The sequence below is a fragment of the Rheinheimera sp. 4Y26 genome (assembly GCF_025245835.1).
In the GTDB taxonomy this organism is placed as follows: domain Bacteria; phylum Pseudomonadota; class Gammaproteobacteria; order Enterobacterales; family Alteromonadaceae; genus Pararheinheimera.
On record NZ_JAOBWS010000001.1, the window covers coordinates 400520 to 419134 of the forward strand.

Consider the following 18615-nt stretch of genomic DNA (forward strand, 5'->3'; position numbering starts at 1 on the left):
TGCACCCCTTATTCATTCACCGCAAAGTCGACCTTCAAGGCCTGGGTTTTGACCAGTTTGATCATGGCGTCGATATCCGGTTTTAACAGCCGGTCTTCTTCCAGTTTGGCCACTTTGGCACGGATAATGGCATGATTTTCTTCAATTAAATCTGAGCAGGTGTTAGGGCGGCGGAACTCAATGGCCTGGGCTGCGTACATCAGCTCTATTGCCAGAATTTTTTCCAGGTTGCCTAAAATCTGGTTCAGTTTACGGCCTGAGATACTGCCCATCGACACGTGATCTTCCTGACCCATAGAGGTTGGTACGCTGTCGGCTGAAGGCGGGAAACATAAAGATTTGTTTTCAGTCACCAGTGCAGCAGTGGTGTATTGCGGGATCATCAAACCCGAATTTAAGCCACCGGCTTTGGTCAGCAAACGGGGTAAACCGTGCAGGCCTTCGAGCAGCAAATAACAACGGCGGTCGGAAATATTGCCAAGTTCAGCGGCGGCAATCGAAGTGTAATCCAGCACCATGGCCAAAGGCTGACCGTGGAAACCACCACCTGACAGCGCTTCTTCGCTGCTAATCACAATAGGGTTGTCGGTCACTGAATTCATTTCAATTTCCACCAGCTCTTTGAGGTGGTTAAAAGCGTTGCGTGAGGCGCCATGTACCTGCGGAATACAACGCAGTGAATAAGGGTCCTGCACCCGGGCGCAGCCGGTGTGAGAGGCCATATTTTGTGAATCTTTAAATAACCGGCGCATGCGTGCGGCTACCTGAATATTGCCGGCAAAAGGGCGGATTTCGTGCAGTTCCGGCCGGAACGGCGAGCCGCTGCCTTGCATACCTTCAATACTCATGGCGCCTGCCACATCGGCTAAATTCAGTAAGTACTGCATTTTGGTCAGCGCAGTAATGCCGTGAGACAAAATAAACTGGGTACCGTTAATCAGGCCCAAACCTTCTTTGGCTTGTAATTCCAGCGGTGCTAAACCGTGCTGTGCTAAGGCTTCGCGCGCTGTAATGCTGCCATTGCCTGCCCAGAACTCACCTTCACCAAGCAGTGGCAGGAATAAATGTGACAGCGGGGCTAAGTCGCCGGAAGCGCCAACAGAACCTTGTTCCGGCACCACCGGGATCAGATCCAGTTCAACAAACTTCAGCATGCGCTCTATCACTTCCAGCCGCACGCCGGAATAACCCTGGCTCAGGGCATGTACTTTGGTGATCAGCATCAGCTTGGAAATAGCTTTAGCAATAGGTTCGCCCACGCCAACAGCGTGAGTAATCAACAGGTTTTTTTGCAACAGCGCAGTTTCAGCAGGAGAGATTTGGGTGTCGCACAAAGGGCCAAAACCGGTATTAATGCCATAAATGGCTTTACTGGACGCTGCCATTACATCCACACAGCTGCGGCTTTGGTTAATTTTTGCGATAGCTTCAGCACATAGTTCCGCTTTAATGCTGCCATCGGCAATGCCGTTGACTGTGGTTAAGTCCAGATGATCAATACCGTATTTAAATGCCATGGTTTGTTCCTTAAATCTCTTGTGGAGCTGGTGCCAAAAAGGCGCTTGATAACCAAATGCTAGCTTGTGCCAGATGTTTTATAAATACATAATAATCGTATCTTATTCCGGATTTATCGAACTAAAAGGCGGTTGAGCAATGCAGGTGCATGACGTTGATTTACGGCTATTGCGTATTTTTGTCACTATTGTCGAATCCGGTGGTTTGTCAGCAGCCGAATCCAGGCTGAATATTGGCCGTTCTACCATCAGCACCCATTTATCTGATTTGGAAATCCGCTTAGGCCTGACGCTGTGCAAGCGCGGCCGTAGCGGTTTTGAACTGACAGACGCTGGCCGTATTACCTATCAGGCATCATTAGAGCTTCTGCAACAATGCGAAACCTTTGCCAGCACAGTGGCGGGCTCCAAACACCATTTATCGGGCCGGGTCACTATTGCCATTATTGATACTCTGGTCAGCGACCCGCGTTGTGGTGTGGCACAGGCGATAGCGGCGCTGAAAGATAAAAGTAACAATCTGCAGTTTGATATCCATGTCTGTGAAGCGCGGGAAGTGGAAACCTCGGTGGCCAATGGCCGTGCTTTGGTAGGTATTGGCGTCAGCCGCCATCATATCCGCGGTTTGAATTATGAGCCTTTGCATCTGGAAACCAACTATCTGTATTGTGGCCATGGCCATCCGTTATTTGATTGTGATGCCAAAGATATCAATACCTTACTGGCACAGGCTGAAGTCATTACCAGTAACTATATGCGCGATAAAGAAATCCGGAACGACGGCCTGAATTACCAGCACAGCGCCAGTGCTTATCACGACGAAGGCATTGCCCATTTAATTTTATCCGGCAAGTTTATTGGTTATTTACCGGAGCATTACGCCAGTTATTGGGTGGAAAAAGGCCTGTTTCAGGCCATCAGACCAGAAAAATATCATTATCAAATTCCGGTGGTGTTAATCACCTCCAAAACCAATGCCACCTCACCGCTGGCGCAGGCCACTATTAAAACCATCAAGGCTTGTCATAGTGGTTAAGGGCTATCAGCAGAGGCCAAAGTTGTAAACTTATCACAGGGCCGGTTTCAGCTGGAGATGAGCTCAGCTGCAGCCCTGAGCCCGGATAAATAAGCACCATGGGCAGTGCCGGCATAATTGCGCTCTGTGGCTTCGCCGGCAAAAAACAGCTGATTATTCACCGGACTTGCCAGTGCATCGCGCATTTGTGGGTTAGAGCCAAGCGCCTGATACGAATAAGAACCACGGGCAAAAACATCAGACGCCCAGCGGGTGATTTGATAGGCCACAGGCTGGGGGATGTTATTGCCAAAGATGGTTTTAAGTGTGGCCATGGCACTGGCTACTATCCCGGCATCGCTTAATTTTTCAATGGCACGTCCATGCTCTGCGGCATTAAAACCCAATAATACCGGCACTTGTGCCGCACGCATAAAACTGACCCATTCAGTCCACTCGCCATGCTTTGGCGCAATATATTCAAGCCAATCAACATCTTTTGGCCAGAATGCCTGGTTAAAGCGCAAATAACATTTGTTTAAAACGCCCATGCCAAGCTTGTCGATGGCCGCAAGCTTGGCCGCCGGCAATTCAGGCACAAAGCGCACTGATTGGTGCTGTAACACGCCAAGGGGTAGGGTGATTAACACCTGATCGGCAACAAAGCTGGCTTGTGTTGTTCGCACCTGTACAGCTGTTGCGCTGTAATCAATGGCAGTGACCTGTTGCGCCAGTTTGACAGCCAAGTTTTTGGCCAGATAATCGGTGATCACGCCAAAGCCCGCGGCAAAAAGTGCATCATCACCGCTGAAAAATTTGCCGTTGTCAAACCAATGTGCAGAAAGCTCACTGGCACTGCCGGCATATTCCTGTTCATAGCCGGACGATAAACAAAAATTGAATAACGCCATTGCTTCGGCATCGTGTTTGAACTGCTGCCTTAGCCCGGCAACCGCTTGTTGCAGCGACAGATCCTGCTCTGCTTGTTGCGCCTGCGCCAGTGTTTTCAACAGCTGTTGTTGTATGCTGTCGAGCGCTGTTTCTTCCTCGCCACTGAGTAAATGCCCTTTGCCATGGTAAGTAGCGGCGCGCTGATAACTGGTCAGCCAGCGTTTGGCGTTTATTTCATCGGCCAGCGTTGTCAGCGGATTGCCGTTTACACCGTGGATCCAGCTGGCTCCCAGGTCCAGGGGCAGATCCGGCCAGGCTCTGCTGGTGTTGATACGCCCGCCAATGCGTTCGCGTGCTTCGAGCACAGTCACCTGATGGCCATGGCGCTGACATTCGCGTGCAGCTGCAAGCCCGGCAAGACCAGCCCCAATCACCAGAATACGCTTTTTGCCTTTGCCGGCGGATTGATGTTGCTTGTTCATTGTGATGCCGCAGGCAGCTGTGCTGGTGGCGCCAAATACCAGCAGCAACAGTTCAATAAAATCACGTCTGTTCATATCGCCTCTTTTTACAAAAACCGCCAAAACGCCAATCACGCAAAAAACCGCAAACAGTTGCCAGCGCAGAACCGGTAGCTCAGCAACTGTAGCAGCGGGCCAGCATTACAGTTGAGTTTTAGTTATAGCCGCTGTTGCCTTTGCTTGTTTTAGCTGCCTGAGCATGCCTGAACGGAGTTGCCACTTTTTCGCGGCAGCAGATTGAGTATAAAAAAAGCCCGGCATTTGCTACCGGGCTTTGTCGCTAAAGGCTGCGGCTGATTTTTAGAAGCTGATATTGTAACGCACACCAAACTCGCTGGCGTCGTTGCTTAAAATACGCAGTACATAATCACCAGTATTTAAGCGGGCGTTGTCGTAACGTTCGTCAAACACGTTGTGACCGTACAGTGCTAAAGTCCAGTCGGCGTTGGCTGGGCTGTAGGCAATATCAAAGTTGACCAGCTCGCGGCTTTGCACCAGCGTTAAACGGCCAGGGTCTGAGCTTGGTTCGCCGTACATGTCGTCACGGAACGAATAGTCGAGGCGGGCTGTGATAGTTGCGCCACTTGCTAAGGCAAATTCATAAGAAGGGCCAATGGCGGCGGTGAGTTCTGGTGTCAGTGGTGCTACCGGCTTCACCCCGTCTTTTTCGTCAACATCCACATCTATCCAGCCAATGGCGGTGTGCAGTTTAAAAGCGTCTGTGGCGTACCAGGTACTTTCCCATTCCACACCGCGTGAGGTTTGGCTCACCACCAGGTTGGTGGTGCTAAAACCACCGGCAGCCGTGGTGCTCACCTGATAAGGTAAATCTTCAAACTCGGTATTAAACAGTGCAATACTCATGCTGAAGGTGTCGGTGAGCTGGCCTTTGATACCGGTTTCGTAGTTCACAGCGGTGATGTTGTCGCTCGCCACTAAACAAGCCGGGTTACCAAATAAACAATAAGGCCGCGCCGGGAACTGACCCGACTGATAACCACTCTGGATGCTGCCGTACAGGTTCATGCCGTTTTCCAGGCGGTAGCTGGCCGATAAGTCGTAACTCATCTGGCTCCATTCGTCGCTGGCAGCAAATGGGCCTATGCCAACATCTGCCAGCACTTCTTTTTTGTCTTTGTTAAAACGCAAACCACCGGCGAGGCGCAGTTCGTCCGTCAGCTGATAACCCACGTTGGCAAATACAGCGCGGCTGGTGGAGGTTTGATCCAGCTCCAGTTTGTTGGCACCGCCGTTAAAACGTGAATCGGCGCCCTGACGGTTTTTGCCTTCTTCTTCAAACCAGTACAAACCAGACACAAAATCCCAGTCACCGTACATACCACTTAGTTGCCATTCCACTGAAGTTTGGTCGGCTTCGCCGCGTTCCGGATAGTGGTCCAACACATAAATAGTACCGTCATCATCTAAACCTGCTTTGTATTCTGAACTGCGGTTACTGAACACCGCTTTGGTCGTCAGCTCATCATTCAGATTCCAGTCGGCGGTCAGTGACAAACCGCTGGCTTTATTGTTGACCTCAGTTACTTCTTTGGTGCCGGTGGCATTGTCATAAATATTGGCGGCCAAATCGGCGTTACGCAGCGGGCCTGTTGGGGTTGGTGCACCAAAACGCATACCGCTGTAATAAGCGCCGGTCGGCACTTCGTCAATCAGCACAGTGTAAGGGCGCAGGCCGCCGTCGCCGTCATTGGCATCTGCGGTGAACACCAGGCTAAAGTCGTCATTGGGTGTTAATTTTGCCGAAAAACGGCCGTGCGCTTCTTTGGTTTCACCCACATCATATTTAGCGTCCGGCACATTAATAAATTTGCCTAAACCATTACGCTGGTTGTAACCGGCGTTCAGGTTCACCGCCAGCATGTCGTTTACTTCGCGGTTGGCAAAAAGTTCGGTTTTTAACCGGCCACGGCTGCCGCCCTGCAGCGTCAGTTTGGTGAGCGCCACTTCATCCGGTTGTTTGGTAATAATATTAATGGCACCGCCAATAGAGTTACGGCCATATAAAGTGCCTTGTGGGCCACGTAATACTTCGATTCGTTCAATGTTACCCAGGTTCCAGTTCTGACCGACCTGACGGCCAAGATAGACCCCATCTACATAAACGCTGACGCCAGGATCAGTGGTAATTAAGTGATCCTGCAAACCAATGCCACGGATAAAAGGGTTGGCCGATGAGGTATGGCCGGCAGAAAAACCAGTGACATTGAGGTTGGGCACAAATTTACCCACGTCGGTTAAATCGCTGATGCCTTGTTTGGCCAGCGCATCACCATTAAAAGCGCTGATAGCCACAGGCACTTCATAAATGACCTGGGTGCGTTTAGTGGCGGTAACCTGAATGGTCTCAATTTTCTTTTCTTCGTTTTGCTGCACCTTCTCTTCGTCGGCCAGCGCCATGCCGGAAAAAGCAGTGGCAATAGCAACAGCGGCAAGGCTGAGGCGGGTATTCACCTTGGGTAGAGTGTTGGGATGCTGTTTCATGCAGAGCTTCCTTGTTATTTTTTCGGGGGGTTGTGTGATCAGCAATCACGGATGTGCTGCGGGCAAAAACAAGGCGCCTGTGGCGCCTTGTGTTCTGTCATCACAGCATCAATGCATCAGCTGTTAATAAAAGCTTTTCTTAAACTCAATGCCCACCATGCGCGGTTCGTTGACAAAACCGGTCAGGTTGGCAAAGTCCACTGCACCTTTAACGTTATCTTCGTCGGTAATGTTGCGGCCGTATAACGCCACTTCGTAGTTACCGTCGTAGTTCTGATAACCAATACGCAGGCCTGCTTCCATATTGTCGTCGGTTTTGAATTCAACAGAGTCATACAGGAACAGGTTGGTTTCGCCCTGGAAAGCCACATCAGTGTAGAAGTAGATTTCACCGGTTTTAACCGGAATGTCGTAACGGGCGTTCAGCGTCAGGATAGTTTCAGGCGCTTGTGGGAATGGGTTGCCATTGACATAAGCCAGTGTTTTGGTAAAGGGTGGCGTACCCACCGTGATGGTGTCGTCCAATGCCGTACACATGCCTGAACCGCAAACACCAACACGCAGGTTAGGGTCTTTTAACTCAGTTTTGTTGTAGCTAAAACCACCACCCAGCGTCAGGTTGCTCAGTGCACGCCAGTCTGCGTCAATTTCAAAACCATAACCTGTGCCTTCTTCCGCGTTCACCAGCGAGTTGCCGTTGTTGTTGCCACCAATAGCTGACAGCTGCATATCGTCGATGTTGTAATAGAACACAGCACCGTTTAAGCGCAGCGTGTTACCCAGTAAGTCTGATTTGGCACCCACTTCAATAGAATTGATGGTTTCAGATTTGGCTGTGGTTGGATCTTCTTCAAACGCCACGTTACGACCCTGAATAGACTGGGCGCGGAAGCCATTGGCAAAACGGGCGAATACTGAAGTTTGATCTGTAACACGGTAGTTAGTGGCAAGCTCCCAGCTCACCTGGCCGTCGCTTAAGTTTATAGGGGCGTAGTTTTGAATTTGCGCCACACCAATCACTAAAGCAAAACCATTCACATTCTGCTCGCCGACATCAAAAGATTTTTTGTCGTGGGTGTAACGGATACCACCAGTCACATCCCAGCGGTCATTCAGGTTGTAGGTGCTCTGGCCAAACACAGCCCAGCTTTGGTTGTCATGGTAGACTGAAGTTTGACCAAAAAAGCCGTCGATACTGGTGACACCAAAAGAAGAGTCAAAATAAAAGGCACCGACCTGCCATTCCAGCGCAGCGGCAGTGTCGCTGGCTAAACGGAATTCCTGGGTAAACTGTTTTAAGTCTTTCAGTTGATCTTCAGTCACTGCATTGCCAACAGCAGAAGGACCCGGACCAGCCTCAGTACCACCGTCGATATCACCACGGCCATTACCGTCGGCCTGTTCGTGCGCGGTAATAGAAGTGAAGGTCATATCATTCAGATCAAAATCCAGTTTTAACGACGCACCTGAGTTGTCATATTTCTGGAAGTTGTTGCCGCCATCATATGCCACGTTGTCGCGGTCATAATTGGCATTCAGTTCATTGCTGCCTTTGGTAAAAACGTTACGGCGGAAAATAGACGAGGTACCGTCTAATTTACGACCATGCACGTTTAGTAATGCGCTGAGGTTACCGGTTTCATATAAAAATTGCAGGCGGCCGGCCGTTTCATCAAAACCACCCATCACGTCGTTTTCATTGGTAAAGGTGTTGTTGATGTAGTGGTCGCGGTGTTGTGACAATACAGAGACCCGGGCTGACAGCTCGTCAGTCAGGCCAGAGCCAACAGCGGCTTCCACATTACGGGTGCCATAGTTACCTAAAGAAAATTTGGTATAAGCATCAAAATCCTGCCGTGGTTTAGCGGTGCTGAATTTGACAATACCGGCAGTGGTGTTGCGGCCGAATAAAGTGCCTTGTGGGCCACGTACTACTTCCACCTGCTCAATATCAAACAGCGGGAAGCTTTTTAAAATCACGTTTTCCAGCACCACGTCGTCCATAATCACCGACACCGGCTGTGAAGCGGCCAGGTCGAAGTCGGTGTTACCTAAACCACGGATATAAAAACGCGGCGCGGCACGGCCGTTCGATGATTCAGCAAATAAACCCGGTACTTTTACGCCCAGCGCCTGAATGTCATCACCGGCAGAAAAAATAGCATCAAACTTTTCGCCCGATAAAGTGGCGACCGAAATAGGCACTTCCTGTGTACTTTGCACGCGTTTTTGCGCTGTCACCATAATACGTTCAAGTTGTTGATCATCCTGTTTGGCTTTGTCACTTTCCTGCGCCAGAGCGGCAGGAGAAAGACCAACAGTGGCAGCGATTAAAGCGGCCTTGATCTGCAGAGCTAACAATGATTGTTTGCTTTTCATCAGTGGATACCCTTAGTTTGAGCCCGATTGGGGTGGAGCGTCTGTGCGCTTTTTCAGTTATGACCTGAGCGATAACAGTGTATTGAAGCAACTGCTTAGGTGTAGCAGTTTTCACGCTGCCCGCCAGCCCGACAGTATTGGAGTGACCACAATACTGTCTGATAATCAACAGCTAATATACCATTAATTCGTGATAACTGCTTGTTATTGCAGGAGTTGGCAGCATTTGGCTGCATATTCGGGATAAATGTCAGAAAAAGGCTAACTGCAGGGAGCAGGCTTTAATCTGTTGTTGAAAAGAAGGAAGCCAGCGGTCGCCGGCGCAACTCAGGGGGTGGTTATTTCGGCTGCCATAACTCAAATTTATTGCCTTCGGGGTCATAAGCCCAGCCAAAATCGCCGTAGTCACCGGACTCGCGTTGTTCATCCACCCGCACACCTGCGGCTTTGAGTTGCGCCAGCATGGCGTTTAAATCCGTCACTCTGTAGTTCAGCATCATTTGTTGTTCCGGTCGGCCAAAATAATCGCTGCTGTCGGCAAAAGTTGACCAGACAGTTTCATCCTGACTTTGCGCGATAAAACTGCCATAAGGACTGCCCGGCAATAAAGGTACGCCCAGATGTTGCTGATACCAGAGCGCCAGTGCCATAGGGTCACGCGCTTTTAAAAACACACCGCCTATCCCTGTTACTTTTTGCATTGCAGAGTCTCTTTTGCTGTTGATACCGGGCTCAGTTGTAGCATGTTTCACCTGAAAAACCAAAGCGCGTGCAAGTGCGGGGGGAAGGGGAAGTGCGGGGAAGTGCAGCCGGTGCTGAAGCTGCTATCTACAGTGCGCACCTTTAGCTTGCGGCACGCCATCGCTAAATTGCCGCTTCTGGTGGTAAAAAAATGACCAGCTATTTATCTGCCAAACGGAATGCAGTACCTTGTTTTATTAAAATGCTGTGATTTGCCGGAGATGTTGTTGTGAAAGGATGGCCAAAGTCTGTATTAGCGCTGTTATGTGTTGCATTTAGTCTGCAAGCCAACGCTTGTCAGCTGCGCTTTGCAGCTGAAACCGATTTTCCGCCGCATCTGATTAAAAACGACGAGCAGCACTGGCATGGACAAACTGCGGAACTACTGCAGGCCCTGGCAGCAAAAGTGGGTTGTGACATTGACTATCGCTCAAGCCCCTGGCTGCGTTCGCTGATGCAATTAAAAAGTGGCGAACTGGATGTGATCAGTCACCTGTACCGTAACGCCGAGCGTGAAAAAGATTATTATTTTCTCGGTCCGCATCATCTGGAAGCCATTTGGTTGATTGGCAAAGCGGCGGATTTTAAAGAAGTCAGAACCTTAACCGATACCGTCAATCTGAAGCCGGCCCCCCGTATTGCAGTATTAAACGGCGCTTATTATGGTGAGGATTTTGCTGCGGTTCAGCGCAACCCGGGCTTTGCGGCTTTATTGGTGCCCATCAGCAGTATCCAGGACAAATTAGCGCTGCTCAATGCCGACCGGGTGGACGCCATTCTGGAAGACCGCTCAGTGCTGTACTACTGGCAACAGCATAAACAAAAAAGTGCCGATTTATACCAGCCTATAGTGCAGGTTTATCAGGCGCCGGTTTATTTTGGCTTTAGCAAAAAAAGCATTAGTGCGGCAGAGTTTGCCAAACTGCAACAAGCCTGGCTGGCGATGGAAAAAGACCAGACAGTGCGTCATATTCAGCAAAGGTATCAACCACAACTCTAATAACAAATACACCGACAGCCAGTTTTGGGGTCAGCGGTTTGAGTTGTTATGCGTAGTACAGTGCTGTGGTTTCTGTAATTATGAATAGTAGTTCTGAATAAGAGTGGCTACCCATCAGCAGCCTTTTGTCCTGCTACTCCTCTTGTCACAGACTTTATTGTGTTTGCAAATCCTGCAACGGACTTAGCAACTGACTGATGCTGTTGGCTTCAGTGTGCAGCATGATTAAACGACAGCCCAACTGAATGGCTTGTTGCTGCGCCTGTTGTCTGACTGTGGCATTGGCAATTTGTTTAAATTCGGCAGCAGGAAAGGCGCCTATCACCCGACGGATTAATTCAGCGCCGGCAAAGCCAATGCTATAACGCAGCACCTGTTGCAGAAATTTTTCCTGATAAGCGCTGTTACTAAACAGCGGATCGCGGCAATGCTGCCGGCACAAATTTAAAAAGGTTTTGGCAAAATGCAACCAGCATTCTTTGATTTGGTTGTGCAGATAGTTTTGTTGATCCTGAGCGCGTTTGGGTTCGCTAATGACTCCGGGCGCAGCGCAATATTGCAGCATCAGACTGCCAAAAAATATACCTAAATCAAAACCGACCGGGCCATAACAGGCAAATTCGGCGTCTATCACTTTAATGTCGTCACCACAGACAAAAATGCTGTTACAGCCTAAATCACCATGTTGCAGAGCCTGTGGGCAACTGCGATAAGCGGCGCGTAACGAGGCGACCTCCGCCTGCAGTTTTTCGTCCTGCCACAGCTGACGGGCCAGTTGTTGTAAATGTTGCTGATGCTGGTTGCGCTCATGATTGATATAAGGGTCGCTTAATAACAAATCCTCCACTACCTGCTGCGCCTGTGGGTTATTAAATTTTTTCAGTGCAGTATTTTTACCGGCAATATCAGTGGCAAAGTCGCTGCTGAAAAAACTGTTGTGCGCCAGTAGTTGCGCCAGCTGTTCGGCAAGTTGATGAAATTGCCGGCCACTGGCCAGGGTCTTACTCAGTAGCTCGTATTGATCTAAATCCTCCAGCAGCATAGCGGCCTGCTCCGCATCATAATGCAGCACTTCCACCACATGGTCCGGCGAGGCTTTGCCCAGCTGAATTAAAGCTTCGGCTTCAATCCGTAACCGGTCCAGGCTCAGTGGCCACTGTTCGCTTAAACCACGCGCCACCGGCAGTGCCTGTTTCACAATCAGGCTGGTGCCAAACTGATTTTTTACCCGAAATACCTGATTCATATGGTTGTCGCCAAAGCTGACACTGGTCAGTTTGCTGTGTACACCAAATAACTCACTGTGGTCATTGGCAAAAATTGCGGCATCATCCGGGGTAAAACGTTGGTATTGCGGCATAAGGTTAACCTGTTTTCAAAGATAAATTATCATCGCAAAGCTCAGGGGCTGCGGCAATGGCTTTGTGACCAGCTTTGTTGTTGCTGTGGGGTTGATGTTGCGCCAGAGCGGTGCAGGCTATCGTCTGGCATGATGGCGGCATTGGGAAAAATCGGTGACAATAACGCCAATTTCAGCACAAAAGCGTGGAGTAAAAGATGTACGCCAGCAATTTTAGTCTTGAACTGTACCTGCAACGTATTGGTTATCAGCAGCCGGTACAACCGGATATTGCCACTGTCACAGCGCTGATGCAGCAGCAGCTGCGCAGCATTGCCTTTGAAAATCTTGATGTGCAGGCGAAAAAAGTGGTGTCGCTCGAGCCTGAGCAGATAGTTGCAAAAATTGTCGGCAATGACGGCAAAGCACGCCGCGGTGGTTATTGTTACGAAGTGAATGGCCTTTTTGCCATGGCGATGACGGCGCTGGGGCTGGAGTATCAGTTTGTGTTCTGCCGGCCGATGTTTTACCCGATGCGCCGGCCCAAAACCCATATGGCGCTGCTGGTGAAAGTAGAAGGGCAGCAGCTGTTGTGTGATTTAGGTTTTGGCAGTTATGGTTTGCGGGCGCCTATTGCTTTGTCGCAGGTGAATTTAGCGCAGCAACAGGATTTTGACCTGTTCCGCTTAATCAGTCCTGAGCCTGGCCAGTATGTGCTGCAGGCGCAGCTGGATAACAACTGGGTCAATCAATACGGTTTTGATTTATACCCGGCTGACTGGCTGGATTTTATGCCGGCCAATTTCCTGAATTCGACCCACCCTGACACTATTTTTGTGCAAAAACTGCTGATTATTCTGCAAACAGCACAGGGCCGTAAAATGCTGGTGGGTAACGAATTTAAACAAACAGTGGCCGGGGTGACTCAGGTGCAGCAGGTGGAAGCGGCGCAGGTTGCTGCTTTGCTGGAAGCTGAGTTTGGCTTAAAGGCCTGACGTCTTTGCCAAAGCTCTCCATCAATGTCTGGTGTGGCGCTCGGTACAAGGTGCTTTTGCCCAAAGACAAAGCCTTGCTTCGGCCAGGTGCAAAAAATAACAGGCCAACGCCATAGTGTGGCCTGTTATTTTTGTTTTATGCTGCTGTGGCAGATAACCAAACGATTGCTAAAACAATCGGCAAAACAAGCAACAAAACAACAATAAATCAGTGTTTTTGTGCTGCTGTAGCAGCCAAAAATACTGAAGTTGCCGGCAAAACCGGCTTTTCCAGAAGGACTATCCAGTGTTTAAACCATCTCTGATTGCGTGCAGCCTGACGCTGCTGCTGGCCGGTTGTGCCAGTACGTCCGGCACTTCATCAACCAGCGCTGTGGCCACAGACCCAGCCGGGCGCGCCCAGCAACTGGCCCAACAAATGTTGATTGTGGATACCCATATCGATGTGCCTTATCGTTTGCAGGACAAATGGGAAGATGTCAGTGTGGCCGCGCCCGGTGGTGAGTTTGATTATCCGCGTGCCAAAGCCGGTGGTTTAAATGCACCTTTTATGTCGGTGTATATTCCGTCCAGTTATGAAAAATCCGGCGGCGGTTATCTGCTGGCCAATCAGTTGATTGACAGTATGGAAGCGCTGGTTGGCCGGGCGCCGGACAAGTTTGCCATGGCTTATAACGCCGATGATCTGGCTGAGCATTTTAAAGCTGGCAAAATTTCGCTGGCGCTTGGCATGGAAAACGGCACGCCTATCGATGGCAAACTTGAGAACCTGCAGCATTTTTATCAGCGTGGTATTCGTTACATCACGCTGGCGCATTCGGAATCAAACCATATTTCCGACTCCAGCTATGATATGCGTCGCAAATGGAAAGGTTTAAGCCCCTTTGGTGAACAAGTGGTGGCTGAAATGAACCGGCTTGGCATGATGATCGATATTTCGCATGTGTCCGATGACGCTTTTTATAAAGTGATTCAGCTGACCAAAGCCCCGGTGATTGCCTCACACTCGTCGCTGCGCAGTTTTGTGCCGGGTTTTGAACGCAATATGGACGATGCCATGATCAAAGCTCTGGCGAAAAACGGCGGTGTTATTCAGATTAACTTTGGTTCATCTTTTGTGGTGTCACAGGCCAACCAATGGGGTTTGCAGTTTAAAGCTGCGCTGGCTGCCGCGCCCAAGGGTACTGACGAAAAAACCTTCAGAGCCGAATATCTGAAAAAACATCCTTATCCATTTGCCAATGTTGACACTGTGCTGGATCACATTGATTACGTGACCAAACTGGTGGGCGTGGATTACGTTGGCATAGGCTCAGATTTTGACGGTGTTGGTGATTCGTTACCTGAAGGCTTAAAGGATGTGTCTATGTATCCGAATCTGATTGCCGGCCTTATTCGCCGTGGCTATAGCGAAACCGACATAGAAAAAATTCTGTCCGGCAACTTGCTGCGGGTTTGGCGTCAGGTGGAAGCCCAGGCCAAAGCTCTGCAAGGGCGCTGATCGTCAGCAATAACACAAAGGCGCCTGGTGGCGCCTTTTTTATCTGTTGCACTCAGATTGGCCGAGCCGCAATTCTGCCACTAAGCTGATTAACAAAGCTGTGGTATGGAACTGTTGATGATGCGCCGTTTTTTACTGTTGTTAATCATTGTACTCAGCTGGCCTGTGGCGGCAGATAATATCAGGCTGATGACCAAAAGCTGGCCCGGTTACACCAATGAAGATGGCAGTGGTGGTTATTTTGAACTGGTGCAGCTGGTGTTAAAGCCCAAATCCGGTGAACTGCAACTGGAGTTCAGTAATTTTAACCGCGCTCTGGGACTGGTGGAAAAGCAGCAGGCGGATCTGGTGCTGGCGGTGACCAAAGAAGATGGCCATAAGCTGTTATTGTCGGAAGAACCTATTGATTTAGATACTATTATGGCTGTATACGGCCCTGGGGTGCAGCTAAGGGCGCCGTTAACCGTAAAGCAGCTTTCTGAGCTGAGGCTGGCCTGGGATCTGGCTTATAACTATGGTGCAGCGCTTGGGTTGTCGGTGCCAGGCTACGAAGTACACTCGGTGCAGCAAGGTCTTGAAATGGTAATTAAAGGCCGCATTGATGTGTATCTGGCCGAACAGGCTGATTTAAAAGAAAGTGGCCAGCCGCTGTTGCAAAAGCATCAGCTGGTGCAACAAGAAATACTACAGGTGCCTGTTTACGTTGGTTTTTCCCGCTCTGTACGCGGCGCTATGCTGAAAAAACGCTGGGATAAAGGCATGGCGGCATTACAGCATTCCGGCGCATTACAGCAGTTGTATCAGCGTTATCCGGGAATGCGTCTGCCAACACTTGCAGCAGCCCTGTGATTGAATATTCCGGAGTTCGTTTGTTATTAGCTATAGACCACGTTGCCATTATTTGCAGCGATTACCAAAAATCAAAAGTCTTTTATAGTCAAACGCTTGGGCTTAAAGTCCTGGCGGAACATTACCGCGCCGAACGCCAGTCCTGGAAACTTGATTTAGCCTTGCCGGATGGCAGTCAGCTGGAGTTATTTTCATTTCCCGATGCGCCGTCAAGGCCAAGCCGGCCTGAAGCTCAGGGTTTGCGCCATTTAAGTTTTGTGGTGGCTGATGTAGCGCAAACAAAAAGCTGGCTGGAAGCGCGGGGCATAGTGGTGGAACCTATCCGTGTTGACCCTTATACCGGCAAAGAATTTACTTTTTTTGCCGATCCGGACGGCTTGCCGCTGGAAATTTACCAGCGCCGTTAACCGCGCTTTTTCTGTCTTTGTGCTTTCCGGAGCTCTGGTTCCGCAGTTTAAGGTGCTGTCGCCTGCAGACTATTGCTGCGCTGTGCCAGTTGCTGGCTGTTACCCGCTACCGGCAAGGCGGCCTGGGCTTTATATTGAAAACGCTGAAAATCATAACCCAGCAGTTCAGCCACTGTGCTCGCCACCTGATGTTGCCACCAGGTGGTGCCGGTGTTTTTGATACCCTGAGCCACAATGGCCGGGCCAAGCGCGGCCAGCCAAATCTCGTCCGAACCTTCGACTGCAGCCGAAACTGTTAGTTTTTGCAGATAACCAGCCATAGCCCGCACACTGCCGTGATGCGACCAGCTGTCAGCATGGCGGCCGCGGCCGTGATCTGTGGTAATCAATAAGGTGGTTTGATCGCGGTAAAACGGGTCGTTTTGCAGTTGCTGCCACAGCTCAGCAATAAACTGGTCGCTGCGTTTGGCCGCCCATAAATACTGATCGTACTGGCGGTCGTGGGCAAAATCGTCGGTTTCACCATAAGCCACATACAACAGCCGGGGTTTTTTCCGCTTCAGATATTCCAGTGCAAACTGGTGGGTAAATACATCCAGCCGCACCGAAGCCCATGGGCTTGGGGTTTGGCGTTGTAGTTTATTCAAAAGTATCAGCTCTGGGGTCAGCTCGCCGCTGGCACTGCTAAAACCGGCATTCACCGGCAATTGGCTGCGTGGCACATTCAGAATAAAAGGCAACATATCCCAGGAGCCAAAAGCCGCGACCTGACCCTGTAAACCCGGTTGTTGATTCAGCCATTCCAGCACTGTGACATTGGGGTTGTACCTGCGGGCATTGCTGTGCAGGTTGGGATCGGCCACCCCGCTCAGCATTTCGTTATAACCAGGGTAAGACACCCTGGCTTTGTTACTGACATTCATCAAGGATCCCTGATGACGGTCGCCGACTAATAAACCTTGTTTTTTAATCACCTGATGAAAAAACGGCAGTAAATTTTCCGCTTTATTGCCCTGAAGCAGCGGGCTTAATAAGCTGCTGTTGCGCACATAACGACTGTCATTGGCAAGCTCCGCGTCGGCGCCATAAAACAATTCCTGCCAGCGCAAGCCGTCGATACTGACCAGCACCACTTTGGGGCTGAAGTTGCTGTTTTTTAGCTGCGCGGCCTGTGCCTGCTGGCTCAGGGCACACAACAATATCAACAGCAGTGGCCAGATCATGTGCTGCCAACATCTTTGGATAGCGCCTGCGGATAAGGGCAAAACAGTTGGCGCATCACACAAATTTTGCGGTTGGGTGAAAAGTGCAAAGCAGATTCGGTTCATCAGTTATCCCCGGTTGATGCAAGGTTTCACGTGCAAAGTGTTGCGCCCGGGCATGACAATTTGGTGCGATTTTTATAACCAAATGATGAAGTTTCAAAAAGTTGGCAGGGCAAAGGCAGGAAATTCTGTGATAAGGTGCTGCTTTTTGCAGCCAGAGATTTCCAGATGTCCAGCGAGTTCAGCTTTCAGCAGGCTTTTGAGCAATTCAGCACGGCCCTTGCCAGTGTGGTGTTTTATTCATTTGAGGTGCAGGGGGTGGCCATACCGGTCACAGTGTTATGGCTGATGTGTGGTGCCATTGTCTTTACCTGTTATCTGGGGTTTATCAATATCCGTGGTTTTCGCCATGCGCTGAGGGTAGTGCGCGGTGATTTTGCCGATAAAAACGACAAAGGTGAAATCAGCCAGTTTCAGGCTTTATCAGCTGCGTTGTCGGGCACTGTTGGCACCGGCAATATTGCCGGTGTGGCTGTTGCTATTACCCTGGGTGGGCCTGGCGCTACTTTCTGGATGATAGTGGCTGGTTTTCTGGGCATGACCACCAAATTTGTCGAATGTACGCTGGCGGTAAAATACCGGCAGATTTTGCCCGACGGTACTGTGGCCGGTGGTCCTATGTATTACATCAAAGCCGCTTTGGAAAAATACCATTTGCCGAGGCTTGGTAAATTTCTGGCCGGCTTTTTTGCCGTGGCCTGTGTCTTTGGCTCTGCCGGTTTTGTACATGTCAATCAGGGTTTTGTGCAGGTAAAAACAGTGACAGGTTTTGATAATGCCTGGCTCTTTGGTTTTATCTATGCCGCGCTGGTGGCACTGGTGATAGTGGGCGGCATTAAAAGCATAGGCCGGGTCACCAGCAAACTGGTGCCTCTGATGTGTGGTATTTATCTGGCCGCAGCCCTGGTGATTATCGGCCTGCACTGGCAGGACATTCCGGCCGCGCTCTGGACCATCCTTAAAGGTGCTTTTGCCCCTGAAGCCGCTTATGGTGGAGTGATTGGCGTGTTAATTCAGGGCTTTCGCCGTGCCGCTTATTCCAATGAAGCCGGTATTGGCTCCTCGCCTATTGCCCATGCAGCCGCCCGCACCAATGACCCTGTTTCCGAAGGTTTTGTTGGTTTGTTAGAGCCTTTTATCGACACTGTGGTGATTTGTACTATTTCCGCACTGGTCATTATTTTAACCGGCGCCTATCTGCAAACCGGGCTGGATGGTGTGCAGCTCACATCTTCGGCTTTTGCTTCTGTGTTTGACTGGTTCCCGCTGGTGCTGATGGTGGCTTTGTTGCTGTTTGGTTACTCCACTGTGGTGAGCTGGGCTTATTATGGCCAAAAAGGCTGGGGCTTTTTGTTTGGTGAACACAAATACAGTATCCGCGCTTATAAGGTACTGATTTGTGCTGTGGTGGCCATAGGTGCTGTGCCTAACGTATTGGCAGTGTTTGATTTTATTGATTCGATGATTTTCCTGATGGCGGTGCCGAACATTCTGGCCTTGTATTTGTTATTGCCGGAAGTGAAGCAGGATCTGCAGCTGTATTTACGTAAAATGGCCAGCGCAGCACAACACAAATCAGCGTCAGTGGCAGAGCTCAGATAATTCCACGCCGTGGCTCGACAAAGTTCTGTGT

14 protein-coding genes are annotated in these 18615 nt (G+C 50.1%); 7 read left to right on the plus strand and 7 right to left on the minus strand.

Translation table 11 applies throughout. The features are described from left to right. Positions 1 to 8 precede the first annotated feature (8 nt). Complete coding sequence (gene hutH / locus N3Z11_RS01695) at positions 9 to 1517, minus strand: histidine ammonia-lyase (protein ID WP_260655411.1); 1509 nt, start codon at positions 1515 to 1517, stop codon at positions 9 to 11. Positions 1518 to 1656: 139 nt separating this feature from the next. On the opposite strand from hutH, the gene N3Z11_RS01700 reads away from it, so the two are divergent. Further along, positions 1657 to 2553 (plus strand): LysR family transcriptional regulator, encoded by an 897-nt coding sequence (locus N3Z11_RS01700; protein ID WP_260655412.1) that lies wholly within the window; start codon positions 1657 to 1659, stop codon positions 2551 to 2553. A gap of 47 nt (positions 2554 to 2600) precedes the next feature. Here the strand turns inward: N3Z11_RS01700 and N3Z11_RS01705 are convergent, their stop codons facing one another. The 4 genes from N3Z11_RS01705 to N3Z11_RS01720 all read right to left on the minus strand — a co-directional run bounded on the left by N3Z11_RS01705 (position 2601) and on the right by N3Z11_RS01720 (position 9526). Further along, complete coding sequence (locus N3Z11_RS01705; RefSeq protein WP_260655413.1) at positions 2601 to 3980, minus strand: flavin monoamine oxidase family protein; 1380 nt, start codon at positions 3978 to 3980, stop codon at positions 2601 to 2603. A gap of 264 nt (positions 3981 to 4244) precedes the next feature. Beyond that, on the minus strand, positions 4245 to 6446 hold the full coding sequence (locus tag N3Z11_RS01710) for a TonB-dependent receptor (protein WP_260655414.1): 2202 nt from the start codon (positions 6444 to 6446) through the stop codon (positions 4245 to 4247). A gap of 123 nt (positions 6447 to 6569) precedes the next feature. Further along, the gene (locus N3Z11_RS01715) at positions 6570 to 8825 is read right to left on the minus strand and encodes a TonB-dependent receptor (RefSeq protein WP_260655415.1); all 2256 of its coding nucleotides are present in this window, start codon (positions 8823 to 8825) and stop codon (positions 6570 to 6572) included. Between the two features lie 338 nt (positions 8826 to 9163). Beyond that, entirely contained in the window at positions 9164 to 9526 is a 363-nt protein-coding gene (locus N3Z11_RS01720; RefSeq protein WP_260655416.1) for a VOC family protein, read from the minus strand. A gap of 269 nt (positions 9527 to 9795) precedes the next feature. On the opposite strand from N3Z11_RS01720, the gene N3Z11_RS01725 reads away from it, so the two are divergent. Beyond that, a complete protein-coding gene (locus N3Z11_RS01725) occupies positions 9796 to 10566 on the plus strand; it encodes a substrate-binding periplasmic protein (RefSeq protein ID WP_260655417.1) in 771 nt (256 codons plus the stop codon). Between the two features lie 154 nt (positions 10567 to 10720). Here the strand turns inward: N3Z11_RS01725 and mtnK are convergent, their stop codons facing one another. Then, complete coding sequence (gene mtnK / locus N3Z11_RS01730) at positions 10721 to 11926, minus strand: S-methyl-5-thioribose kinase (RefSeq protein WP_260655418.1); 1206 nt, start codon at positions 11924 to 11926, stop codon at positions 10721 to 10723. A gap of 197 nt (positions 11927 to 12123) precedes the next feature. On the opposite strand from mtnK, the gene N3Z11_RS01735 reads away from it, so the two are divergent. From N3Z11_RS01735 to N3Z11_RS01750, 4 genes are all read left to right on the plus strand, one after another. Beyond that, positions 12124 to 12900: an arylamine N-acetyltransferase family protein gene (locus tag N3Z11_RS01735; protein WP_260655419.1), complete on the plus strand. Its 777-nt coding sequence runs from the start codon at positions 12124 to 12126 to the stop codon at positions 12898 to 12900. Positions 12901 to 13186: 286 nt separating this feature from the next. Further along, a complete protein-coding gene (locus N3Z11_RS01740) occupies positions 13187 to 14401 on the plus strand; it encodes a dipeptidase (RefSeq protein WP_260655420.1) in 1215 nt (404 codons plus the stop codon). 117 nt (positions 14402 to 14518) lie between these two features. Continuing rightward, entirely contained in the window at positions 14519 to 15250 is a 732-nt protein-coding gene (locus N3Z11_RS01745) for a substrate-binding periplasmic protein (RefSeq protein ID WP_260655421.1), read from the plus strand. Between the two features lie 20 nt (positions 15251 to 15270). Continuing rightward, a complete protein-coding gene (locus N3Z11_RS01750) occupies positions 15271 to 15657 on the plus strand; it encodes a VOC family protein (protein ID WP_260655422.1) in 387 nt (128 codons plus the stop codon). Positions 15658 to 15704: 47 nt separating this feature from the next. On the opposite strand, the gene N3Z11_RS01755 is transcribed toward N3Z11_RS01750, so the two are convergent. Continuing rightward, on the minus strand, positions 15705 to 16880 hold the full coding sequence (locus N3Z11_RS01755) for an alkaline phosphatase family protein (RefSeq protein WP_260655423.1): 1176 nt from the start codon (positions 16878 to 16880) through the stop codon (positions 15705 to 15707). A 270-nt stretch (positions 16881 to 17150) separates the two neighbouring features. Here N3Z11_RS01755 and N3Z11_RS01760 point away from each other — a divergent pair, with 270 nt between their 5' ends. Then, the gene (locus tag N3Z11_RS01760) at positions 17151 to 18584 is read left to right on the plus strand and encodes a sodium:alanine symporter family protein (protein ID WP_260655424.1); all 1434 of its coding nucleotides are present in this window, start codon (positions 17151 to 17153) and stop codon (positions 18582 to 18584) included. Positions 18585 to 18615 lie beyond the last annotated feature (31 nt).